21 protein-coding genes and 7 tRNA genes are annotated in these 22,875 nt (G+C 35.0%); 19 read left to right on the top strand and 9 right to left on the bottom strand.

The features are described 5' to 3' along the window. Positions 1 to 268: 268 nt before the first annotated feature. Entirely contained in the window at positions 269 to 1,219 is a 951-nt protein-coding gene (locus tag ABUA27_RS06015) for a kelch repeat-containing protein (RefSeq protein ID WP_349820409.1), read from the top strand. A gap of 76 nt (positions 1,220 to 1,295) precedes the next feature. Here ABUA27_RS06015 and ABUA27_RS06020 read toward each other — a convergent pair. The 7 genes from ABUA27_RS06020 to ABUA27_RS06050 form a co-directional block, all read right to left on the bottom strand. After that, positions 1,296 to 1,369: transfer RNA gene (locus tag ABUA27_RS06020), tRNA-Gly, on the bottom strand. A gap of 35 nt (positions 1,370 to 1,404) precedes the next feature. Then, positions 1,405 to 1,480: transfer RNA gene (locus ABUA27_RS06025), tRNA-Glu, on the bottom strand. Between the two features lie 2 nt (positions 1,481 to 1,482). Beyond that, positions 1,483 to 1,557: transfer RNA gene (locus ABUA27_RS06030), tRNA-Asn, on the bottom strand. Between the two features lie 16 nt (positions 1,558 to 1,573). Beyond that, positions 1,574 to 1,647 (bottom strand) — tRNA-Gly (locus ABUA27_RS06035). A gap of 6 nt (positions 1,648 to 1,653) precedes the next feature. Next, a tRNA-Tyr gene (locus tag ABUA27_RS06040) sits at positions 1,654 to 1,738 on the bottom strand. 2 nt (positions 1,739 to 1,740) lie between these two features. Continuing rightward, positions 1,741 to 1,816, bottom strand: a tRNA-Thr gene (locus ABUA27_RS06045). Positions 1,817 to 1,841: 25 nt separating this feature from the next. Next, positions 1,842 to 1,917: transfer RNA gene (locus tag ABUA27_RS06050), tRNA-Val, on the bottom strand. Positions 1,918 to 2,134: 217 nt separating this feature from the next. Here ABUA27_RS06050 and ABUA27_RS06055 point away from each other — a divergent pair. Continuing rightward, on the top strand, positions 2,135 to 2,719 hold the full coding sequence (locus ABUA27_RS06055) for an MBL fold metallo-hydrolase (RefSeq protein WP_287969108.1): 585 nt from the start codon (positions 2,135 to 2,137) through the stop codon (positions 2,717 to 2,719). Between the two features lie 37 nt (positions 2,720 to 2,756). Here the strand turns inward: ABUA27_RS06055 and ABUA27_RS06060 are convergent, their stop codons facing one another. Both ABUA27_RS06060 and ABUA27_RS06065 read right to left on the bottom strand, forming a co-directional pair. Next, positions 2,757 to 3,878, bottom strand: a complete 1,122-nt coding sequence (locus ABUA27_RS06060) for a sensor histidine kinase (protein WP_287845885.1) — start codon at positions 3,876 to 3,878, stop codon at positions 2,757 to 2,759. Beyond that, positions 3,878 to 4,573: a response regulator transcription factor gene (locus tag ABUA27_RS06065; RefSeq protein ID WP_022424738.1), complete on the bottom strand. Its 696-nt coding sequence runs from the start codon at positions 4,571 to 4,573 to the stop codon at positions 3,878 to 3,880. The genes ABUA27_RS06060 and ABUA27_RS06065 overlap by 1 nt, the downstream gene beginning before the upstream one ends. Before the next feature lie 155 nt (positions 4,574 to 4,728). Between ABUA27_RS06065 and pyrG the strand changes: the two genes are divergently transcribed. From pyrG to ABUA27_RS06150, 17 genes are all read left to right on the top strand, one after another. Continuing rightward, positions 4,729 to 6,330, top strand: coding sequence for a CTP synthase (gene pyrG / locus ABUA27_RS06070; RefSeq protein WP_006504831.1), 1,602 nt, complete (start codon positions 4,729 to 4,731; stop codon positions 6,328 to 6,330). Positions 6,331 to 6,387: 57 nt separating this feature from the next. Continuing rightward, positions 6,388 to 6,867 (top strand): 2-C-methyl-D-erythritol 2,4-cyclodiphosphate synthase, encoded by a 480-nt coding sequence (ispF, locus tag ABUA27_RS06075; protein ID WP_349820410.1) that lies wholly within the window; start codon positions 6,388 to 6,390, stop codon positions 6,865 to 6,867. 117 nt (positions 6,868 to 6,984) lie between these two features. Then, positions 6,985 to 7,761, top strand: coding sequence for a DUF5011 domain-containing protein (locus ABUA27_RS06080; RefSeq protein WP_349820411.1), 777 nt, complete (start codon positions 6,985 to 6,987; stop codon positions 7,759 to 7,761). Next, entirely contained in the window at positions 7,758 to 8,327 is a 570-nt protein-coding gene (locus ABUA27_RS06085; protein ID WP_226793784.1) for a rhomboid family intramembrane serine protease, read from the top strand. Before ABUA27_RS06080 ends, ABUA27_RS06085 begins: the two co-directional genes overlap by 4 nt. Continuing rightward, the gene (locus tag ABUA27_RS06090) at positions 8,324 to 8,599 is read left to right on the top strand and encodes a DUF188 domain-containing protein (RefSeq protein WP_281073035.1); all 276 of its coding nucleotides are present in this window, start codon (positions 8,324 to 8,326) and stop codon (positions 8,597 to 8,599) included. The genes ABUA27_RS06085 and ABUA27_RS06090 overlap by 4 nt, the downstream gene beginning before the upstream one ends. Positions 8,600 to 8,748: 149 nt before the next feature. After that, entirely contained in the window at positions 8,749 to 9,999 is a 1,251-nt protein-coding gene (locus tag ABUA27_RS06095) for an RNA-guided endonuclease InsQ/TnpB family protein (RefSeq protein ID WP_349820412.1), read from the top strand. A gap of 115 nt (positions 10,000 to 10,114) precedes the next feature. Beyond that, the gene (locus ABUA27_RS06100; protein WP_281082745.1) at positions 10,115 to 10,255 is read left to right on the top strand and encodes a hypothetical protein; all 141 of its coding nucleotides are present in this window, start codon (positions 10,115 to 10,117) and stop codon (positions 10,253 to 10,255) included. Next, positions 10,245 to 11,063, top strand: a complete 819-nt coding sequence (locus ABUA27_RS06105; protein ID WP_317375487.1) for a Cof-type HAD-IIB family hydrolase — start codon at positions 10,245 to 10,247, stop codon at positions 11,061 to 11,063. The genes ABUA27_RS06100 and ABUA27_RS06105 overlap by 11 nt, the downstream gene beginning before the upstream one ends. Beyond that, positions 11,056 to 11,235, top strand: coding sequence for a DUF4250 domain-containing protein (locus ABUA27_RS06110; protein WP_129982329.1), 180 nt, complete (start codon positions 11,056 to 11,058; stop codon positions 11,233 to 11,235). Before ABUA27_RS06105 ends, ABUA27_RS06110 begins: the two co-directional genes overlap by 8 nt. 103 nt (positions 11,236 to 11,338) lie before the next feature. Beyond that, positions 11,339 to 12,541 (top strand): threonine ammonia-lyase, encoded by a 1,203-nt coding sequence (gene ilvA / locus ABUA27_RS06115; RefSeq protein WP_349820413.1) that lies wholly within the window; start codon positions 11,339 to 11,341, stop codon positions 12,539 to 12,541. Positions 12,542 to 12,651: 110 nt separating this feature from the next. After that, a complete protein-coding gene (gene ilvA / locus ABUA27_RS06120) occupies positions 12,652 to 13,854 on the top strand; it encodes a threonine ammonia-lyase (RefSeq protein ID WP_349820414.1) in 1,203 nt (400 codons plus the stop codon). 85 nt (positions 13,855 to 13,939) lie between these two features. Further along, positions 13,940 to 14,806, top strand: coding sequence for an ROK family protein (locus ABUA27_RS06125; RefSeq protein ID WP_287968792.1), 867 nt, complete (start codon positions 13,940 to 13,942; stop codon positions 14,804 to 14,806). Positions 14,807 to 15,031: 225 nt separating this feature from the next. After that, positions 15,032 to 16,099 (top strand): carbamoyl phosphate synthase small subunit, encoded by a 1,068-nt coding sequence (locus ABUA27_RS06130; RefSeq protein ID WP_022424750.1) that lies wholly within the window; start codon positions 15,032 to 15,034, stop codon positions 16,097 to 16,099. Position 16,100: 1 nt separating this feature from the next. Beyond that, a complete protein-coding gene (carB, locus tag ABUA27_RS06135; RefSeq protein WP_349820415.1) occupies positions 16,101 to 19,298 on the top strand; it encodes a carbamoyl-phosphate synthase large subunit in 3,198 nt (1,065 codons plus the stop codon). A gap of 96 nt (positions 19,299 to 19,394) precedes the next feature. Beyond that, positions 19,395 to 19,937 carry a LemA family protein gene (locus ABUA27_RS06140; protein ID WP_192924053.1) on the top strand — a complete coding sequence of 181 codons (543 nt, stop codon included), beginning with the start codon at positions 19,395 to 19,397 and terminating at the stop codon, positions 19,935 to 19,937. Beyond that, a complete protein-coding gene (locus ABUA27_RS06145; protein ID WP_349820416.1) occupies positions 19,937 to 21,622 on the top strand; it encodes a DUF2207 family protein in 1,686 nt (561 codons plus the stop codon). Before ABUA27_RS06140 ends, ABUA27_RS06145 begins: the two co-directional genes overlap by 1 nt. Positions 21,623 to 21,696: 74 nt before the next feature. Then, positions 21,697 to 22,701, top strand: coding sequence for an MBL fold metallo-hydrolase (locus ABUA27_RS06150; protein WP_129981990.1), 1,005 nt, complete (start codon positions 21,697 to 21,699; stop codon positions 22,699 to 22,701). Positions 22,702 to 22,875 lie beyond the last annotated feature (174 nt).

The following is a 22,875-nucleotide window of genomic DNA, read 5'->3' on the forward strand; positions in this document are numbered from 1 at the left end:
CAGCTTCATGAACGCCGTTTAATCGGTGTTTATGAAATTTAATTTTCACTGACCTGTGGTTTGTGGGTATTCAAAAAGTTTTTTAATTCAATCATAGAAGTTCACCTCTTTTTATAAAAGCATGTTAGCGCTAACATAATTATATAATCTGTAAACAAAAAAAACAACAGATTACTCAAAGAATGTTTTGTGATTGTATGTGTCATAAACAAACATATATAATATATGTGAAAAGGTATTCCAATTGAATAAAGGAAGGAGAATAGCTATGAAAAAGTCAATTCAATTGTTGGTGGTACTCTGTATTTTTGTAATAACGGGCTGTAAAACAAATAAAGAACGTTATTTATCTATTACAACGAGTGGATATGATAAGAAAGGGAATGTAGTAGTGAATATCTATGAATATTCATTATCTTCTAAGAAAGTGACTAAAAAGTATACTTCTTCTAATCCATTTGGTGTCTACTCTAAATCTAATAATGCTGTATACTATGTTGAAGAAGATAATAGTGGTGATTATCTGTATACTTATGATCTTGATACAAAGAAATCTAAAAAGTTGTCTGGTGGTTTAACCGCAATGAATCAGATTATTCCTATAGATAATAATATCTATGTATTAGGCGTAGAAAAAGGGCAAAGATCACTCAAGCCTTATCGTTATAATATAGAAACAAAGAAGTTCAGTAAGATTAAGGCAGAAGAGGATTTAGATTTTGATCATAGGGTCTATGATGTTTTCAATCATGATTTATATCTATGTGCAAGTAATCAAAAAGAAGAAGATCAGGCACTAGAGGAAGCAAATGCGGGTAAGGGAAGTAAGTATATTGCACCTAATACGCATATTTATCGTTTGAAGAATAATCAACTCAAACGTATTTATACTACAAATCGCAAGCTAGTCTATAGAATGCTTCCAATGGAAAATGGAAATCTTGCATTTACTGAAAGTAACACCATTCCAGCTTGGAATCCTCAATATCATACATATACATTAGATACAAAAACAAATAAGAAGAAAGCAGGAATTAATCTTGATGAAATTATGGATGTAATACAATATGCTTGTTTTAGTTCTTCTCATCAGATTATTCTTCTTAGCAACAAAGATAAACATCAAGGTATATATACATATGATATTGATTCAGGTAAAACTGAATTATTGTATGAATCTAAAAATGAATTGATTAATAGTTTTGAATTATTAGAATAAACAAAAATACCCACAGCTCTTAACTGTGGGTATTTAGATAATAAAAAAATAGACCTAAGTCTATCTTCTAATCGTATGGAGCGGGTGATGGGAATCGAACCCACGTAGTCAGCTTGGAAGGCTGAAGTTCTACCATTGAACTACACCCGCAAATGAAAACGATCTTTCGATCGTATGTTGAGAAATGGTGACCGGTACGGGATTCGAACCCGTGAATGCATGCGTGAAAGGCATGTGAGTTAACCGTTTCTCCAACCGGCCACTGGCGCTTGAAGAGGGATTTGAACCCCCGACCGATCGGTTAACAGCCGATTGCTCTACCGCTGAGCTATTCAAGCACTTTTTGATATAAAATGGAGCGGGTGATGGGAATCGAACCCACGTAGTCAGCTTGGAAGGCTGAAGTTCTACCATTGAACTACACCCGCATGGAATGGTGGGGAGAGACGGATTCGAACCATCGAACTCGTAGAGAACTGAGTTACAGTCAGCCGCGTTTAGCCACTTCGCTACCTCCCCACTGGTGCCGACTAGAGGAATTGAACCCCCAACCTACTGATTACAAGTCAGTTGCTCTACCAATTGAGCTAAGTCGGCGTGTGTTGCTAAATTTTAATAAAAATGGTGGAGGTTAACGGGCTCGAACCGCTGACCCTCTGCTTGTAAGGCAGATGCTCTCCCAACTGAGCTAAACCTCCAATATTCTTGGGATATACCGGTCGTTAGACCGATGCTTAAGTGTTAGTGCCATATCCCAACCAAGCACGCTCATATAATATACCAAGTGTTATGCGATTCGTCAACAGGTTTTTACATTTTTTTAACGAAATTTTATTTTTTTTATTTTTTGCCATTCTATCGCACTGTGTAATAGGAAAAGTTATAATTGAATAAGTGATAAAGGAGATGTAAAAAATGGCAGAATTATTGTATCAAGGACATGGAAGTTATCGCATTGCGTCTAATGAAGGTGTAGTGATTTATGTGGACCCTTATGCAGGTGAAGGTTATGATATGCCTGCAGATATTGTGATTGTAACGCATGAACATAGTGATCATAATCAGGTTGATCTTGTTACATTAAAAGACGATGGTGTGATTTTAAGACATGGAGATCTATTTGTGGATGGTGAATATCCTATTAAGAAGATTAAGAAAGTAATGATTGAAGGAACACCTGCAGAAAATAAGAATCATACAAGAGAAGAATGTGTAGGTTTTATTATGACTGTAGATGGTATTACATTATATGGTGCAGGAGATACAAACTATTATCCTGAAATGGAAAGCTTCAATGATTTAGATTATGCATTATTACCAGTAGATGGTATTTATAATATGAGTGCACAGGAAGCAAGTCGTTGTGCACATGTAATTGATTCTCGTTATTTTATCCCGATTCATACCTCACCTACTCAATTATATGATGAAGATATTGCGAAAAGCTTTAAATCACCTCATGCTTTATATATAAAGCCAGGTGAAAGGTTGAAATTATAGTCCAAAATGAAAAGACCACTTGATGTGGTCTTTTATGTTAGTTTTGATCGAAATATCTGTTGAATTTGACGATGAATGTTGTAATTTGATCATCACTTGTAACAGAAATATCACCATGATGAAGGTCTACTATATTCTTAGTGATTGCTAGTCCTAAGCCAGTACCACCTGTTTTAGAGTTTCGTGATGAGTCTGTACGATAAAATTTATTAAATAGAAGTGGGATATCCTCTGATGCAATAGTATCACCATGGTTGATGACTTTAACAGTTGCATATTTCTCATCACCGGATACTTCTATCTTTAAATCGGTATTATGATAGCCATACTTGAGTGCATTAGAAATAAGGTTATCAAATACACGGGCTAATAACTGACCATCTCCCTGAACATAGATATTCTCTTCAGGTAAATCTACTATTGGTGTAATATTACAGTCTTTAAATGAAGGATAGAACTCGTCTGTCATCTGCATGATTAATCCAGATAGATTAATCATACTCTTATTCAACTTGATATCTGCATTATCAAGTTTAGTGAATTCAAAGAGGTCATCCATCATTTCCTGTAGACGTATTGATTTCTCATACGCAATACCAGAATACTTATGTACATCTTCTTTAGATAAAGCTGTATCATCTTTAATCAACTCAAGATATCCTACAATAGTTGTAAGAGGTGTTCTTAAGTCATGGGCTACGTTTGTGATTAATTCATTCTTCTGTCTTTCTGCATTACGTTCTATATCTAATGCAGCTCTTTCTTTTTCTTTAAGCTTTTCGCTTTCTTTTTCTTTCGCAAGCAATGTTTTTGATAAGACATTGATGTTAGCGGCAAGAGAACCTAATTCATCATCATATTCTACTTCACACTGTACACCATAATTGCCACTTGTTACCTGCTGGATAGAACGTCTCAGCTTTCTGATATATTCAATTGTGAAATCAATCAGTTTAAAGAAGATTTCTACAAAGACAATAAAAGAAATGGCATAACATAATGCATAACGCATTTCATTAGGTACCGCAATAGGAATAATTCTATCGAATATAATTCCTAGAATAGAATAAATAAGAAATGCGACAAGATAACTTAATGTGATATTAATCAACAAACGCCATTTAAAAGAAGAAATAAACAGCTTTCTTAGTTTCTGCATCATAATTCGAACTTATAACCAATGCCCCAGACAGTAATAATATGTCTTGGTGTACGAGGCTGTCTTTCAATCTTTTCTCTTAGTTTTCTAATATGTACCATGATGGTATTGTTGGCATGTGTTGCTTCTTCATGCCATATTTTTGTATAGATATCTTCAGTAGAGAATACTGTACCAGGATGTGAGGCAAGTAATACTAAGATTTCATATTCAATCTTAGTCACAGCCACTGGACGATTATCTACAGAAACCATCTTCTTATTTGTATCAATAAGAAGGTCATTGGCCTGAATAATAGAATTATCTACACCAATAGGCTTACTATATACCTGATAACGTCTTAATTGTGACTTAACACGTGCCACTAATTCCATTGCATTAAAAGGTTTTGCGATATAATCATCAGCACCCTTTAATAATCCTTCAATCTTATCCTGATCAGCTGTCTTAGCTGATACAAAGATAACGGGGATATTGTACTTTTCTCTGATCATCTCTAATGCCTGTAAACCATCTACTCCAGGCATCATCATATCTAGAATTACAAGATCAATCTTGAACTTTTCAAGATCACGTAATAATGTATAGGCATTATAACGCTTTTCAACATGATAACCTTCTTGACTTAAATAAATTTCAATAAGATCACAAATTTCTTTTTCATCATCAATAACTAATATACGAGGTGTTTCCATATGTTTATCCTCCCAAGCCATATCATAATATAATTAATTAATAAAATAAAGAAAAGAATTGCATACGACGGGGGAATTTGCTATAGTTTTAAAGGGCACAAACGGGTCTTCCGTAGGTGCTTTTTTTGTTTAATATAGAGAAAGAGGTGAAGAGAATGGCAAAATTCATATTTGTCACAGGTGGTGTCGTATCAGGTCTAGGGAAAGGTTTAACAGCTGCATCTTTAGGTAGAATATTAAAACAAAGAGGATTAAAAGTATTCATGCAGAAACTTGATCCTTATATCAATGTGGATCCAGGAACTATGTCTCCTTATCAGCATGGTGAAGTTTATGTAACAGCTGATGGTGCAGAAACAGACTTAGACTTAGGTCATTATGAACGTTTTATTGATGAAGACTTAAACAAAAACTCTTCAGTTACAACTGGTAGAGTATATAGCGATGTAATTTCTAAAGAAAGAAGAGGGGATTACTTAGGCGCAACAGTACAGGTTGTTCCTCATATTACTAATGCGATTAAGGACAAGATTTATGCTGCAGAAGAATCTTCTCAGGCAGATATCGTTATTACAGAAATCGGTGGTACTGTAGGAGATATCGAATCATTACCATTTATTGAAGCAATTAGACAGGTAAGACTCGATAGAGGCTACAAGAATACTCTTTATATACATACAACTTTACTTCCGTATATTGGTGCCAGCCATGAAGTAAAGACTAAACCAACACAGCATAGTGTTAAGGAATTATTAGGATATGGTATCCAGCCAGATATCATTGTATGTCGTAGTGAACATACTATTTCTGACGAATTAAAGGATAAGATCTCTTTATTCTGTAATGTTCCTAAGGAAGCTATCATCTCTAACTATGATGTAGATGTTCTTTATGAATTACCAGTAGAATTATTAGATCAGCATATGGATGATGTTGTACTTGATCATTTAAGAATTGAAGCTCCTGAAGCTGATTTCACTGAATGGCGTGAATTAGTTGAAAGAGTTAAGAACTTAAAGGATACAGTTAAAATCAAGATGGTTGGTAAGTACTGTGAATTCCCAGATGCTTACTTATCAGTTAATGAAGCATTAAAACATGCTGGTTACTATGCAAATAGTGAAGTTGAAATTGACTGGGTTAACTCTGAAGAAGTAACTAAGGAAAATATCGCTTCTAAGCTTGCTGATGCTGATGGTATCTTAGTACCAGGTGGATTTGGTAACAGAGGTGTTGAAGGCATGATTGTTGCTATCCAGTATGCAAGAGAACATGATATTCCATTCTTAGGAATCTGTTTAGGTATGCAGTGTGCTTCTATTGAATATGCAAGAAATGTATGTAAACTTGATGATGTTAACTCATTAGAATTCGATAAGAACTGTATGACTCCATTAATTTCATTAATGCACGATCAGTCTTTAGAAAACATGGGTGGTACTCAGAGACTTGGTAACTACACTTGTGAATTAAAAGAAGGTACAATTGCACATAAGTTATATGGAAAGGATCTTATCCAGGAAAGACATAGACATAGATATGAATTCAACAATACATATCGTCAGATGTTAGAAGATGCAGGACTTGTTATCTCTGGACGTAATCCAAAGAGAGATTTAGTAGAAATCGTTGAAGTTCCTAATCATCCATATTTCGTTGCATGTCAGTTCCATCCAGAATTCAATTCTAGACCAAATAGAGCACATCCTCTATTCCAGGGACTTATCAATGCAGCACATAAAAAGAAATACAATTAATATATTGGCATGAGGGTAACCTCATGCCTTTTGTGTTACAATAAAAGGCATGGAGGTATGGTTATGCGTATAGGACAGTCAATAGATATTCATCAGTTGGTAGAAGGAAGAAAGCTTATTCTAGGTGGTGTAGAAATTCCTTATGAAAAAGGGTTAAAGGGACATAGTGATGCTGATGTTCTCTTGCATGCTATTATTGAATCAATCATTGGGGCATTAGGTGAAGGAGATATCGGTAAACATTTCCCTGATACAGATGATCGTTACAAAGGTATTTCTTCAATGATCTTATTAGACGAAACATATAAGTTGATGAATGAAAAAGGTTATAAGATTGGTAATGTGGATGCAATCATTATGACAGAACAGCCAAAGATGGCACCTCATATACCTACAATGAGACATAATATTGCGGAAGCACTTCATTGTGATGTGACACAGATTAATGTGAAAGCAACACGTGGTGAAAAGCTTGGCTTTGTAGGAAGAGGAGAAGGAATTGTTTCTCAGGCAGTCTGCTTACTTGAAAATGTGTAATAGTTATGTAATTTTTAAACAAGGTGATGTTTTTACATCATCTTTTTTGTCACTCAGATATCTTTTATAGTATAATGAGGAGCGAAAGAGGTGATACTAGTGAAATGGAGGAACAAATTGATTACTGTCATTTTACTATTATTTATTTTCCTTGAATTATTTTCTATTTTTAAGATTACCACTATGGCAACTTTTGAATTGAAACAGACAGTATTTACTTATGAATTAGGACAGGAAGTATCACAGAATATTGATGATTATGTCATCTGTCCAGATAGAATAAAAAAATCACTTACTTTAAACTTGAAGCGTGTTAACTTGAATAAAGTAGGTAACTATAATGCAAGTATTGAATATGCAGGACGTGACTATGATTTTAAGATTAAGATTGTAGATACAAAAAAACCAACAGTAAAACTTAAAAAGCTTGTTTATTATGTAAATCCTAATCAGCCATTCTATGCAAAAAAAACAGTAGCTGAAGTCAATGATGCATCTTTAACACAAATATATTTCTTAAAGAAAGAAAATAGTGAAGAACTAGTTAAAGAAAAGTCATATGAAAAGGTAGGTACATATATTGAACGTGTTGTAGTAAGAGATGAACAAGGTAATGCATCTTTTCCAATGCGTATTAAAGTCATTGTTGCCAATGATTTAGTTGTTCCTGTGATTAAAGGGGCAGAGGATAAAGTCATTCATTTAGGTGATAACTTCAATGCAAGAGAAGGTGTCACTGCTTATGATAATGAAGATGGTGACTTAACAAATAAGATTGTTGTCACAGGTAAAGTACAGACTAATACTGTAGGACGTTATGTTCTAACATATACAGTTACTGATAGTTCTAAGAATATGGCTAAGGTTACAAGAGTAGTGGAGGTTATTGAATGATCACATATATCTTTATGGCGATATGTATAGCAGTTTTTGTTTATATTAATTATTTTTCTAAGGATAATAAAACTTCAGAAGCGATGCATTTAGGTGCTTTATATACACCTTATGTGAAAAATAGAGGAGAATATTGGCGATTTATTACATCTGCTTTTATTCATACAGAATTTCTTCATTTATTTATGAATATGTACTGTATCTTCTATTTAGGACGTATGTTTGAAACACTACTTGGACCAGTACGCTATTTAATACTTGTCTTAGTTTCTATTGTGATGAGTTCACTTGCTACTTATTACTATTCTTATAGAGATTCTAGTGTGGATAACTCTATCACAATTGGTGCAAGTGGTTTATTCTATGGCTTTTTAGGGGCTATTATTGGACTAGGTTTATTTAAAGGTGGTGCTTTCTTTGATTTATTAAGAGGCTATTTACCTTGTATTGCGATTAACCTTGCCTTTACTCTTATGAATTCTCGTATTTCTAAGACAGGACATGTAGGTGGATTAGTTGGTGGATACCTCACTATGTATATTATGTATCTCTTAAAAGTAATATGAGAATACTAATTGATGGAGATGCAACACCAGATATTGAAAAAATCGCTTTTTTGTGTGATAAATATGATATAAAGATGATAGTGTATTGTGATATGAATCATTTCTTTGATTATGAATCAGTTATTATATGTGATCAGGGGAATGATAGTGTTGATTATGCTATTTTAAAAGATGTGAAGAAGGGTGATCTTGTGATTACACAGGATTATGGTGAAGCAGGTATGCTTCTTACAAAAGGTGCGATTGTTGTTCATCCTTCAGGGTTTATCTAAAAAAACAGGCAGAACCCCCCACCTCAATATAGAATATAGGTGGGGGATGAATGCCGTTAATGCATCTGATAGAGAAATTTGGAGTAAGAAATAGTATAATACATATAGGGAACTTCTTTTCCTAAATCTACAGAAAGGAGGCTAAATATATGTATCTTACAGTCAAGCAGCAGGTAAAGCATCTGTCCAAGGAAGACTATCGTTCCATCAAGGAATTATGTCATATTGCAAAGAATCTTACTAATCAGGCAATCTATAACATCAGACAGCATTATTTTGCAGAAGGCAAGTATCTTAGCTATGAAAAGAACTATGCTCTTTTGAAGTCTTCTGATAACTATAGAACGCTTAATTCCAATATGGCACAGCAGATACTGAAGGAAGTAGATGGTTCATTTAAATCATTCTTTGGTCTTCTTAAAAAGGCAAATCAAGGAAAGCATGCACTTAAGGACTGCAGACTTCCACGCTATCTTCCAAAGGATGGATATACTACACTCGTCATTGGATTTGTAAGACTTAAAGGGAATAAGCTCATACTTCCATATTCAAACAGCTTCAAAAAGACACATAAGGCTGTTGAGATTACTATTCCACCTATACTGCTTGATAAGAAAGTGAAGGAAATACGTATCATACCAAAGGCAGATGCCAGGTTCTTTGAAATTCAGTATATCTATGAAGCTGAATGCATTCAAAGGAATCTCAATACAACAAATGCACTGGCATTAGATCTTGGTATCAATAATCTTGTCACTGGAGTATCAAGTAAAGGTGAAACATTCATCATTGATGGAAGAAGACTGAAGTCCATTAACCAGTGGTTCAATAAGAAAAATGCAAGATTACAGTCCATCAAGGATAAGCAGCATTTTGGAAAGAAGACAACCAACAGACAGAAGGCAATAGCACGCAGGCGTAACAATAGAATAAATGACTACATGAACAAGACTGCACGCAGGGTGATTGATTACTGTATCGATCATGATATTGGAACTCTTGTTGTGGGCTATAATGAAACATTTCAGAAGGATTTCAACATAGGCAAAAGAAACAATCAGACCTTCGTCAATATTCCTTATGGAAAGCTGAGAGACAAGCTTGAATATCTCTGTGAACTGAATGGCATCATACTTGTCATGCAAGAAGAATCCTACACTTCAAAGGCCAGCTTCTGGGATAAGGATGTCATACCAGTCTATAAGAGTGATGATACTGAAGAATACCGTTTCAGTGGAAAGCGAATACATCGTGGACAGTATAGAACAGCCAGTGGACAAGTTCTGAATGCAGATGTAAATGGTGCATTAAATATCATGCGTAAAAGTAGCGTTGTGGATGTAAACATCCTATACAGTAGAGGCGAAGTGGACACGCCTATAAGAATAAGGATTGCCTAGCAATAGGTGGAGACTTAAATATCAATCTTCTTAAACGGATGCGTAAGCATCCTAGAAGCCTTGACTTCAAATACGGAATATTAAGTCGAGGTAGTTCACTATTGATTCCAACAATATAGACTCACTTTTAATGACACGCTATATCAATGGAAAGATGCGTAAGCATCAACTTGTCAAAGGACCAAAGAAACGTACACAAGATACAAGAAAGAGATTTTTAAAAACAATAGAGGGGATTATATCAAATGAAATATAAGTTAATTGCATTAGATTTAGATGGTACATTAAAGAATTCAGAAAATAAAATTACTGATGAAACACGTGAGACACTTATTAAAGCACAGCAGTTAGGTGCAACAATTGTACTTGCATCAGGTAGACCAACACCTGGTTTAAGACATGAAGCAGCTGCACTTGAATTAGAAAAGTATGAAGGTTACTTATTATCATTCAATGGTGCTAAGGTCATGGATGCGAAAACAAGACAGACTATGTTTGAACAGCGTTTGACTATTGAACAGGCTAAAAAAGCATATGATGAAGCAAAGAAACATAATCTTGCGATTATGACATATTATGATGATGCTGTTTATACTGAAGATGTAGATGATCAGTATGTGAATATTGAAGGACATATCAACGATATCGAAATTAAAAAGGCTGAATCTTTTAAATCAATTTTAAGAGATCCTATTAATAAAGTATTATGTACAGGTGATCCTGAACATGTGGCTTCTGTATTAGAGGACTATAAGAGTGCATTCCCAGGTTTAAGTATTTATCGTTCTGCACCATTCTTTATTGAAGTTATGGCACCAAATATTGATAAAGCAGCTTCTTTAGATAAGCTAGTAAAGATGCTTCATCTTACAAAAGAAGAAGTGATTGCCTTTGGTGATGGATTCAATGACTTATCACTCATTGAATATGCAGGCTGTGGTGTCGCTATGGCCAATGCAGTAGATGAAGTCAAAGAAAGAGCCGATGTTGTCACTTTATCAAATGATGAAGATGGTATTGCGTATATGTTGAAGAAACTAGAGGAGGAATTGAGAGATGAGTGAAATGCCTAAAGATCCAGTGATGTTACTTAGCTGGTTAAATATGAAACTTAGAGACCAATATGAAGATCTTGCAGACTTATGTTATGACTATCATATTCCTATGCAGGACATCGTAGATAAGATGGAAGCTATTGGTTACCATTACACATACAAATCAAATCAGTTCAAATAAGAGTGTATAACCACTCTTATTATTTTGCCTAAAATTTGTTTTATTTAGAACCAAAATAACGCGATAACGTTAAAAATATAAATATATGGAGGAAAATGAAAAAATGTTAGAGCTAAAAGATTTTGAAGAAGCAAAAAAGAGAGTAGACGAAGTGATCATTCCAACACCTTTGATCTATAGTCTAGCATTCTCCAAAGAGTGTAGAAATATGGTTTATATAAAACCAGAAAACTTACAGAGAACTGGCGCATTTAAAATTAGAGGTGCTTATAATAAAATCATGAAGATGGATGATGAATATAAGTCTAGAGGACTTATTGCCTCAAGTGCCGGAAACCATGCCCAGGGTGTGGCTTATGCCGCCCAGCAGTTAGGTGTTAAGGCTACAATTGTTATGCCTGCCCATACTCCACTTATTAAAGTGGATGCTACTAAAGCATTAGGTGCAGATGTTGTACTTCATGGTGAAGTGTATGATGATGCTTATAAGAAGGCAGTAGAATTACAGAAGGAACATGGCTATACATTTGTACATCCATTTGATGATGAAGATGTCATTGAAGGTCAGGGAACCATTGCCTTAGAAATCCTCAAAGAATTACCAGATACAGATATTATTCTTGTGCCAGTTGGTGGTGGAGGATTGATTTCAGGTATTGCTTGTGCCGCTAAGAAAATCAATCCTACAGTAAAAATCATCGGTGTAGAACCAGAAGGAGCCGCAAGTGCTCTTGCTGCCATTAATGAAGATCGTATCGTTTCATTAAATGAAGCAGTGACTATTGCGGATGGTACTGCAGTTAAGACAATTGGTGAAAAGCCTTTTGAATATATTAAACAATATGTAGATGGTATCATCACAGTAAGTGATTATGAGTTGATGGATGCATTCTTAGTACTTGTAGAAAAACATAAGCTTGTAGCTGAAAATTCAGGTATTCTTTCACTTGCTGCATTAAAGAAACTCAATGAAAAGAATAAGAAGGTTGTCTCACTCATTTCTGGTGGTAATATTGATGTGCTTTCTATCTCTTCTATGATTAATAAGGGACTGATTGAAAGAGGTAGAATCTTTTCGTTCTCATTACAGCTTCCAGATAGTCCAGGTCAGTTAGAAAAGGTGGCTCATATTCTTAATGAATGTAATGCGAACGTTGTCACTGCAGACCATAACCAGTTCAAGAATTTCGCAAGATTCTCAGAAGTAGAATTAAGAGTCACTTGTGAAACAAATGGTGAAGCGCATATTGTCTCTATTATTGAAACATTTAAAAAGAATGGATTTGAAATCCAGCGTATCAATTAAGGAATAGCAATCAGCTATTCCCTTTTTATAAAATTAAGTAAAAATTTAGTTTTAATAGAATAATAATGATGTTATAATATGAAAAACAGATTTTTGAGAGGGGGATTTAAGTGTTAGAACTAAAGAATTTTGAAGAAGCAAAGAAGAGAGTGGATGAAGTCATTCTTCCTACACCTTTGATTTATAGCCCAGCTTTTTCTAAAGAAAGTAGAAATACTGTTTATATCAAACCAGAAAACTTACAGATAACTGGCGCATTCAAGATTAGAGGTGCTTATAATAAGATCATGAAGATGGATGATGAATCCAAGTCTCGAGGACTTATTGCCTCAAGTGCAGGAAACCATGCTCAGGGTGTGGCTTATGCCGCCCAGCAGTTAGGTGTTAAGGCTACAATCGTTATGCCTGCCCATACACCACTTATTAAAGTAGATGCTACTAAGGCATTAGGTGCTGAAGTGGTTCTTCATGGTGAAGTCTATGATGATGCTTATAATAAGGCAGTAGAATTACAGAAGGAACATGGCTATGCATTTGTACATCCATTTGATGATGAAGATGTCATTGAAGGTCAGGGAACCATTGCCTTAGAAATTCTCGAAGAACTACCAGATGCAGATATTATTCTTGTACCAGTTGGTGGTGGAGGATTGATTTCAGGTATTGCCTGTGCCGCTAAACTTATTAAACCAACAGTTAAGATTGTCGGTGTAGAACCAGAAGGAGCTGCAAGTGCTCTTGCTGCCATTAATGAAGATCGTATCGTTTCATTAAATGAAGCAGTGACTATTGCGGATGGTACAGCAGTTAAGACAATTGGTGAAAAGCCTTTTGAATATATTAAACAATATGTAGATGGTATCATCACAGTAAGTGATTATGAGTTAATGGATGCATTCTTAGTACTTGTAGAAAAACATAAGCTTGTAGCTGAAAATTCAGGTATTCTTTCACTTGCTGCATTAAAGAAACTCAATGAAAAGAATAAGAAGGTTGTTTCACTTGTATCAGGTGGCAACATTGATGTGCTTTCTATCTCTTCTATGATCAATAAGGGACTGATTGAAAGAGGTAGAATCTTCTCATTCTCAGTACAGCTTCCAGATATTCCTGGACAGTTAGAAAAAGTAGCACATCTATTAAATGAATGTAATGCGAATGTTGTAGCGGTTGATCATAACCAGTTCAAGAACTTCGCAAGATTCTCTGAAGTAGAATTAAGAGTCACTTGTGAAACAAATGGGGAATCTCATATCGATACAATAATTGAAACATTTAAACAGAATGGTTTAGAAATTCATCGTGTTAACTAGGGAATAACGTAACGTTATTCCTTTTTTAATCTATTTTACTATTGTGCATTTTTTTGTGCTATTCTATAGATAGGAGGTAATACATATGTTACTAGGAATTGATGTAGGAGGGACTTCTGTCAAATACGCAACATGCGATGAAAAAGGTCATTTATTTGATAAGGGGTCTTTTAAAACACCTGATACTTTAGAAGATATGTATCAGGCTATTGAAACTATTTATAAGGAAAGAGATGTTGATGGTATTGCGTTAAGTATGCCTGGGGCTGTTGCGAGTGATGAAGGTGTCATTTATGGTGCGTCTGCGATTGACTATATTCATGGTCCTAATATAAAGAAGGATCTAGAAGAAAGATTACAGACACGTGTAGAACTAGAAAATGATGCCAACTGTGCAGCACTTGCAGAAGTATGGCTAGGTGCCGCTAAAGATAATCAGGATTGCTGCTTTGTCGTATGCGGTACAGGTATTGGTGGTGCTGTGATTAAGGATAAGAAGATTCATAAGGGTAAACATCTTCATGGTGGTGAATTTGGTTATATGATCAATAACTTTGATGCAGATTCACTTGAGTTTAACTTTTGGTCTCTTGATTCTACAGTCGCCATTGTTAAGGGTGTAGAAAAAGAACTAGGTGAAACATATGATGGACGTTATATCTTTGATCATGCCAACGAAAATGAAGTATTCAAGAAGTATGTCAATCGTTTCTATTATGCTCTTGCAGTAGGTATCTATAATATTCAATATTCTTATGATCCAGAAGTGATCATTATTGGTGGGGGTATCTCTGTAAGAGAAGATATGATTAATGAAATCAATAAGCGTTTAGATATCATCATAGACAAAGTTGAACCAGCACGTATTAAGCCTGTTGTAAAGAAATGTGCCTTTGCGAATGATGCCAATATTATTGGTGCAATCTATCACTATTTAACAACTTCTAAATAGTAAAATAAAAAAATTTTGAGTATTCATTTTTTGCTTGCTTACAATCTTAATATCGTTTATACTACAACAGAAGGAGTGAGAATATGAACGCAAACACAATTATGACAACTTCAGTTTTTGCAAACGTGTTTCCTAAGGGTTCTTATTTTCATTTTTTAGATTTCTTATTTTAAGGACATATCATCTATTGGTGATATGTCTTTTTCATAATTGAGGAGGTTGACTATGAAAGCTTATTTAATTTTAGAAGACGGACATGTGTTTGAAGGGGAAAGCTTTGGATATGAAAAAGAAGTCATAAGCGAATTTGTCTTCAATACTTCAATGACTGGTTATGTAGAAGTGTTGACAGACCCATCTTATGCAGGTCAGAGTGTTGTAATGACTTACCCACTTATTGGTAACTATGGTGTATGTTTAGAAGATCAGGAATCTGAACACCCATATGTTGAAGGATTTGTAGTAAACGAATTATCACGTTTAGGATCTAACTTTAGAAAGAATGAAGATTTAAATGATTATTTAGTACGTAATCATATTCCAGGTATCCAGGGAATTGATACACGTGCACTTACTAAGTTACTTCGTAATGATGGTTGTATGAACGGTATGATCACTACTCATAAGTATGAAGTAAGCGAAGTCATCGACAAGATTAAAGCATTCAAGGTACAGGGTGTTGTAAAGGCATGTACATGTAAAGAAAAATATACTGTTGGTACAGGCAGAATGAAAGTTGCTTTATATGACTTTGGTGCTAAACGTAATATTGCGAATGAATTAGCAAAGAGAAACTGTGAAGTAACAGTATTCCCAGCTACTACACCTGCTTCTGAAGTATTAGAAGGTAACTTTGATGGTATTATGTTAAGTAACGGTCCTGGTGACCCAGCTGAAGTAACTGATATTATCGCTGAGGTGAAGAAATTATCAGAAAGTGGTATGCCAATTTTCGCAATTTGTCTTGGACATCAGTTAATGGCTCTTGCTCATGGCTTCAAGACAGAAAAATTAAAATATGGACATCATGGTGCAAACCATCCAGTTAAGGATTTAGACACTAACCGTGTTTATATCTCTACACAGAACCATAACTATGTTATCAAGGATGATTCAATTGATCCTGCAGTGGCTAAGGCTTGGTTTAGAAACGTAAATGATGGCACTATTGAAGGTGTTGAATATTTAAATAAGAATATCAAAACTGTTCAGTTCCACCCAGAAGCAAATGCTGGACCTAGAGATACTGAATATTTATTTGATGAGTTTATTAAGATGATGGAGGGAAAGTAGAATGCCTAAGAATAAAGATATAAAAAAGGTTCTTGTTATTGGATCAGGACCAATTATTATTGGACAGGCAGCTGAATTCGACTATGCAGGTACTCAGGCTTGTCGTGCATTAAAAGAAGAAGGAATTGAAGTCGTTCTTATTAACTCTAACCCTGCAACAATTATGACTGATAAAGATATTGCAGATCATGTTTATATTGAACCTTTAACAGTTCCTGTTGTTAAGAACTTAATCTTAAAAGAAAAACCAGATTCAATCTTACCAACTCTTGGTGGTCAGAATGCCTTAAATATTGCTATGGCACTTGCTGATGAAGGTTTCTTAGAAGCACATAACGTACGTACTATCGGTACTGATACAACTACAATCAAGCTTGCAGAAGACCGTCTTGAATTCAAGGAATTAATGGAAAGAATCCATGAACCAGTCGCTGCCTCAACAGTTGTTAACCATGTAGATGATGCATTAGAATTTGCTGAAAAGATTGGTTACCCAGTAGTAGTAAGACCAGCATATACACTTGGTGGTACTGGTGGAGGTATTGCTGAAACTCCTGAAGAATTACATGATATCTGTACTAATGGTTTAAGATTATCACGTGTATCTCAGTGCTTAATTGAAAGATGTATTGCCGGTTGGAAGGAAATCGAATACGAAGTAATGAGAGATGGCAATGGTAACTGTATTACAGTATGTAATATGGAAAACGTTGACCCAGTAGGTGTTCATACTGGTGACTCTATCGTAGTAGCTCCTTCTCAGACTTTAGGTGATAAAGAATATCAGATGTTAAGAAGCTCTGCTTTAAACATCATCACTGCATTAAATATTAAGGGTGGATGTAACGTACAGTTCGCATTAAACCCAAATACTTTTGAATATTGTGTTATCGAAGTTAACCCACGTGTCAGCCGTTCTTCAGCTTTAGCTTCTAAAGCAACTGGTTACCCAATCGCGAAGTTAGCTGCTAAGATTGCATTAGGTTACTCACTTGATGAAATCGTGAACGCTGTAACAGGTAAGACATATGCTTCTTATGAACCAACATTAGACTATATCGTATGTAAGATTCCTAAATGGCCATTCGATAAGTTCTATGGTGCATCAAGAAAACTTGGTACACAGATGAAGGCAACTGGTGAAGTTATGGCAATCTGTAATAACTTCGAAGGTGCTTTAATGAAAGCATTACGTTCACTTGAACAGAATGTATTCTATTTATCAATTCCTGAAATGGAAGGTAAAGATACAGAATACTTAAGAACTAAATTAAAAGATGTAGATGACCAGAGAATCTTCGCAGTAGCTGAAGCATTAAGACAGGGCATTACTGAAGAAGAAATCCATAATATCACTAAGATTGACTTATGGTTCATTGATAAGATCAAACATCTTGTAGAAATTGAAAATAAATTAAAGACAGAAGAATTAACTCCAGAATTATTAAAGGCTGCTAAGAGAGTTGAATTCCCAGATAGAGTTATTGCAGACTTAACTGGTAAAGATAAGAATGAAATTCATGATTATCGTTTAGAAAACAATATCACTGCTGCATTCAAAACAGTTGATACTTGTGCTGCAGAATTTGATGCTGAAACTCCATATTTCTATTCAGTATATGGTGGAGAACATGAAATTAAACCAGATAACACTCGTAAGAAGGTTATGGTATTAGGTTCAGGACCAATCCGTATCGGACAGGGTATCGAATTCGACTACTGTTCAGTACATTGTGTATGGGCATTAAGAGCTGCTGGCTATGAAACAATCATCGTCAACAACAACCCAGAAACAGTTTCTACTGACTTCGATATCGCTGATAGATTATACTTTGAACCACTTACTCAGGAAGATGTTCAGAGCATTGTTGAACTTGAAAAACCAGATGGTGCAATCGTTCAGTTTGGTGGTCAGACAGCAATCAAGTTAACTCAGGACTTAATGGATATGGGAGTTCCTATCCTTGGTACTTCAGCTGATAGCGTAGATGCTGCAGAAGACAGAGAACGTTTTGATGAAGTGTTAGAAAAATGTGAAATCGATCGTCCTAGAGGGGCAACAGTATTTACTGTAGATGAAGCATTAGAAGTTGCAAATAAATTAGGTTACCCAGTACTTGTACGTCCATCATATGTATTAGGTGGTGCAGGTATGGAAATCGCCTTAAATGATGGTGATATCAAGAAGTTCATGAAGATCATCAACCGTCAGTTCCAGGAACATCCAATTCTTATCGATAAGTACTTATCAGGTAAGGAAGTAGAAGTAGATGCTGTATGTGATGAAAACGGCGTACTTATTCCTGGTGTTATGGAACACGTTGAAAGAGCTGGTGTTCACTCTGGTGACAGTATCTCAGTATATCCACCACAGAAGATCAAGCCTGAAATCAAGGAAGTTATCTGTGACTACACTCAGCGCTTAGCAAAAGCATTACACGTTATTGGATTAATCAACATCCAGTTCATCGTATATGAAGATGAAGTTTATGTAATCGAAGTAAACCCAAGATCTTCTCGTACAATTCCATATATCTCAAAGGTAACAGATATTCCAGTAGTAGATGTTGCAACTAAGGTTATCATGGGTCATTCAATCAAAGATCAGGGTTATGAATATGGCTTACAGCCAGAAAAAGAAACTGTTGCAGTTAAGATGCCAGTCTTCTCATTTGAAAAGATCAAGGGTGCTGAAATTTCACTTGGCCCAGAAATGAAATCTACAGGTGAAGTATTAGGTATCGCAAAGACATTTGACGAAGCAATCTATAAGGCATTCATTGGAACAGGTATCAACTTACCAAAGAGAAAGAATATCATCTGTACAATCAAGGACAGCTCTAAAGAAGAATTCTTACCAATCGCTAAGCAGCTCTATATGTTTGGATATGACCTTTATTCAACAGAAGGTACTTATAACTTCTTAAAGGAACATGATGTACCAGTTCATAGAGTTAACAGAATTGCGGAAAAGTCTAACACAATCTTTGACTTAATGTTAACTGATACTGTTGACTTAGTTATTGATATTCCTACAAGAAACGATAACTTAAAGGATGGTTTCTTAATCAGAAGATTTGCAGTTGAAGCAGGTATCCCTATCTATACATCATTAGATACAGCACAGGCATTAATCAACTGTCTAGAAAAGAGACATCAGGGTCCGACTTCATTAGTTGATATTACAAAATTAAAGTAAACACCTTAAGGCTATGATTTTGCATCATGGCCTTTTTTTCTATGTTTCACATGTGTTTGTTGATATAATTATGCATATACAAAGGAGGACGTAATTATGATTATTGCGGTAGTGGTGATTGTATTAATCGTTTTATATACAATCGCAACATACAATGGACTTGTTAAGTCTAAAAATAAGTGCCTTGCTGCATGGGCACAGATTGATGTTCAATTAAAAAGACGTGCAGATATGATTCCTAATATTGTAGAAACTGTAAAAGGTTATGCAAAGCATGAAAAGGAAACGCTTGAAGGAGCTATTCGTGCAAGAAACAGTTATGTAACTGCTTCTACACCAGAAGAACAGCTTAAGAATGCTGGTGAATTAGAAAAATCATTAAGCCGTTTAATGATGCTTCAGGAAAGTTATCCTGATTTAAAGGCCAATACAAACTTCATGTCTTTACAGAATGATTTAAAGGAAACTGAAGATAAGATCAGTTATGCAAGACAGTTCTATAATGATGATGTTAAACAGTATGTGAATAAGTTAGAAATGTTCCCTTCTAATATCATTGCTTCAATGTTCCACTTTGAAAAGATGAACTTCTTTGAAGTGGATGAAGCATCTAAAGAAGTACCAAAGGTACAATTCTAATGAAACGCTTATTATCATTTCTTACAGTATTGTTGTTGTTGATACCAACTGCAGTTGATGCATCAAGCACAAGAGTAAACAATATTGGCATTACCTGCCAAATTGATCAAAATGGTACAGCAACATTTGTAGAGAAATGGGATATGGATGTATCGGAAGGGACAGAAGGATACAAAATATTCAATGGTATGAATGATCAGCCGTTGACACTTATTGGTGTTACTGATGATCGTGGGGTAACATACAAAAATATCGGTACATGGGATTCTGATGTTTCTAGAGAATCTAAGATTAATAAATGTGGTCTGATTAAAGATGGTGGTCACTATGAGTTGTGCTTTGGTCTAGGTGATTATGGGACACGTTCTTATACAATGGTTTACCAGATTGAGCATTTTGTGAATCAGTATAAGGACCAGCAGGGTATTAACTATGCTTTTATTAGTGATATGTCATTGGATGTTGCAGATGTTACTATTCATGTGACTGGTATTACACCCTATAGTAAAGAGAATGCGAAAATCTGGGCATTTGGTTATTCGGGTAGTGTGAATTTTGATAATGGTGGTGTTACTTTAAAAACAGACTCTTTGGGCAGTAATAAGATGCAGTTATTAATGGGTCTTGAAAGTAATTCTTATACATCACCTAATAAACGTCATGCAAGTGAAAAGTTTGAAGATGTTGTGAAGGATGCAAAAGAAGGATCTAGTTATTCTAGTGGTATGTCAAAAGCAGCGATGATTATGATCTTTATCTTCATCATCTTTGTGATTTTAATGCTTATCTTTATTATAGTTGCTGTTATTGTATTATCAGATTCGGGTGTTGTATTTGATAATGGACGTACAATTAAAGGCAAAGAAGTAACTCCATTTAGAGAAATTCCATGTAATAAAGATATATTCTTGTTCTATTATCTAGCTAAAAAGCTGGATATTATAGGTGGTGATGAGAGTCGTGAAAACCTTGTGTCTGGATTTATCTTGAAATGGGTACGTGATGGTATCATCACAATTAGAGAAAAGGAAAGTGGCGCAATCGTCAAGAAAAAGAATTATGATATGTATCTTGATGTAGATGCAAAGCTTGAGAACAAGCAGGAAACAGCACTTTATAAGATGTTTATTCTTGCGTCTAAAGATGGTGTTCTTCAAACAAAAGCATTTCAGAAATGGTGCAGCAAACATTATAAGAAGATAGATGATTGGTTCACTAAAGTGGATAATGTTACAGAAGATTCTATGAATAAGAATGGTTACGCGAAAACTAAAACTATTTATAAACGTTTCTTATTCTGGAATATTCCACGTGATCGTACAGTATGGACAGATAAAGCATATGATCAATGTCTTTATGTATGGGGATTTAATAACTTCCTTGAGGATGAAGACAATATGAAAGAAAAAGCTGCCATTGAAGTTAAACTTTGGGATGAATATCTCATCTTTGCGGCAGTACTTGGTATTGCGGATCGTGTGGAAAAACAATTGAAGGTTGCGATTCCTCGTTATGAAGAAACATCAACTTACAATAAATTTCCAATTTACTACTATACACATACATTTGCACATAATAGTATGAGTGCAGCTTCTTCAGCTGCAAGTGCAGGACAAGGTGGTTCATCATCATTTAGTGGTGGTGGAGGCGGCTTCTCCGGTGGTGGAGGCGGCGGTGTCCGTTAGAGGCAGGATTTTTTTCTGTCTTTTTTTCTTGTAGAAGAAAAATAGTTGTCTATAATGATTGACAGGAGGAATTTATGAAGAAGTTATTTAGTATATTCTTATCAATGGTACTTATAACGGGTTGTAGTACAGCTCCTACACCGAAGAAAGAAGTATCAAACAATATCAAATCTCAAGTCACTTATATTAATGTAGGGCAGGGAGATTCAACACTTATTCAAAATAATAACCAAACAGTTCTTATTGATGCAGGACACGGTGATGGATATGAAAATGCCAGTTTGAACTATTTAAAAGAACACTATATCAATACACTTGATGCTTTGATTTTAACGCATTGTGATGCGGATCATATAAATGATGCAAAGAATATTATTTATCAATTAAATGTAAAAAAGATATATATGTCTAGTAGAACCTCTTCTTCTTATACATATATGAAACTATTAAATGCGATTAAAGAGAAGAAAAAGAAAATTACTGTGCCTAAGGTAGGAGATACCTTTCAAGTAGGTGCGGGTTCTATTGAGTTTATTGGTGTAGGTGAAGGGGCACAGAACAATAATGATTCATCTTTGTGTATGAGATATGATGATGGTTATCATCGTTTTGTCTTTACTGGTGATGCTGCAGAATCAATGGAAAAGAAACTAAACAATGTACAATGTGATGTATTCCAAGCAGGTCATCATGGTTCAGCTTATTCAAATAGCGACAATTTGTTATCTAGAATGAAGGCAAGTTATGTTGTAGTGTCCTGTGGTAAAGACAATATGTATGGTCATCCTCATAAGGAAGCATTACAGAGATTCTCTAAATATAATATGCAGGTTTATCGTACAGATGAATTAGGTACAATCCGTTGTGTTTCTAAGAAGAATAAATTGACCTTTAATGGTAAAGAAGAAATCCCGACTACTCAAACAACACAATACATAGGATCTAGAAATACTAAGAAGTATCATACTGAAGATTGTCAGTATGTAAAAACGATCAGTGATAAGAATAAAGTTTATTTTAGTTCTTCACAGGAAGCACAAAATGAAGGCTATATTCCTTGTAAAGCATGCAATCCATAATGCATGCTTTTTATAATTTTCAGGCATAAAAACAGGATATAAAATAAGAAAAATAATTTTTTTGAATTTTCTTCAAAAAACACTTTACAAACGCTGCGATATTGGGTATTATAGACAGGCAGTCCGGGAGACGGGCTGAGACAGAACATTGAAAACTGAACAGATACACGTCAG

The organism is Catenibacterium sp. RTP21428st1_D7_RTP21428_210409 (assembly GCF_040227455.1).
Classification (GTDB): Bacteria; Bacillota_I; Bacilli_A; order Erysipelotrichales; family Coprobacillaceae; genus Catenibacterium; species Catenibacterium mitsuoka_A.

Coding starts and splice junctions, on each gene's coding strand:
- ABUA27_RS06085 (WP_226793784.1), top strand. CDS start 7,758: ATGATCACATATATCTTTATGGCGATATGTATAGCAGTTTTTGTTTAT.
- ABUA27_RS06150 (WP_129981990.1), top strand. CDS start 21,697: ATGAAGAAGTTATTTAGTATATTCTTATCAATGGTACTTATAACGGGT.
- ABUA27_RS06095 (WP_349820412.1), top strand. CDS start 8,749: ATGTATCTTACAGTCAAGCAGCAGGTAAAGCATCTGTCCAAGGAAGAC.
- ABUA27_RS06015 (WP_349820409.1), top strand. CDS start 269: ATGAAAAAGTCAATTCAATTGTTGGTGGTACTCTGTATTTTTGTAATA.
- ABUA27_RS06105 (WP_317375487.1), top strand. CDS start 10,245: ATGAAATATAAGTTAATTGCATTAGATTTAGATGGTACATTAAAGAAT.
- ilvA (WP_349820413.1), top strand. CDS start 11,339: ATGTTAGAGCTAAAAGATTTTGAAGAAGCAAAAAAGAGAGTAGACGAA.
- ABUA27_RS06140 (WP_192924053.1), top strand. CDS start 19,395: ATGATTATTGCGGTAGTGGTGATTGTATTAATCGTTTTATATACAATC.
- ABUA27_RS06055 (WP_287969108.1), top strand. CDS start 2,135: ATGGCAGAATTATTGTATCAAGGACATGGAAGTTATCGCATTGCGTCT.
- ABUA27_RS06090 (WP_281073035.1), top strand. CDS start 8,324: ATGAGAATACTAATTGATGGAGATGCAACACCAGATATTGAAAAAATC.
- ABUA27_RS06145 (WP_349820416.1), top strand. CDS start 19,937: ATGAAACGCTTATTATCATTTCTTACAGTATTGTTGTTGTTGATACCA.
- ABUA27_RS06125 (WP_287968792.1), top strand. CDS start 13,940: ATGTTACTAGGAATTGATGTAGGAGGGACTTCTGTCAAATACGCAACA.
- ABUA27_RS06065 (WP_022424738.1), bottom strand. CDS start 4,573: ATGGAAACACCTCGTATATTAGTTATTGATGATGAAAAAGAAATTTGT.
- ABUA27_RS06110 (WP_129982329.1), top strand. CDS start 11,056: ATGAGTGAAATGCCTAAAGATCCAGTGATGTTACTTAGCTGGTTAAAT.
- pyrG (WP_006504831.1), top strand. CDS start 4,729: ATGGCAAAATTCATATTTGTCACAGGTGGTGTCGTATCAGGTCTAGGG.
- ABUA27_RS06060 (WP_287845885.1), bottom strand. CDS start 3,878: ATGCAGAAACTAAGAAAGCTGTTTATTTCTTCTTTTAAATGGCGTTTG.
- ispF (WP_349820410.1), top strand. CDS start 6,388: ATGGTTATGCGTATAGGACAGTCAATAGATATTCATCAGTTGGTAGAA.
- ABUA27_RS06130 (WP_022424750.1), top strand. CDS start 15,032: ATGAAAGCTTATTTAATTTTAGAAGACGGACATGTGTTTGAAGGGGAA.
- carB (WP_349820415.1), top strand. CDS start 16,101: ATGCCTAAGAATAAAGATATAAAAAAGGTTCTTGTTATTGGATCAGGA.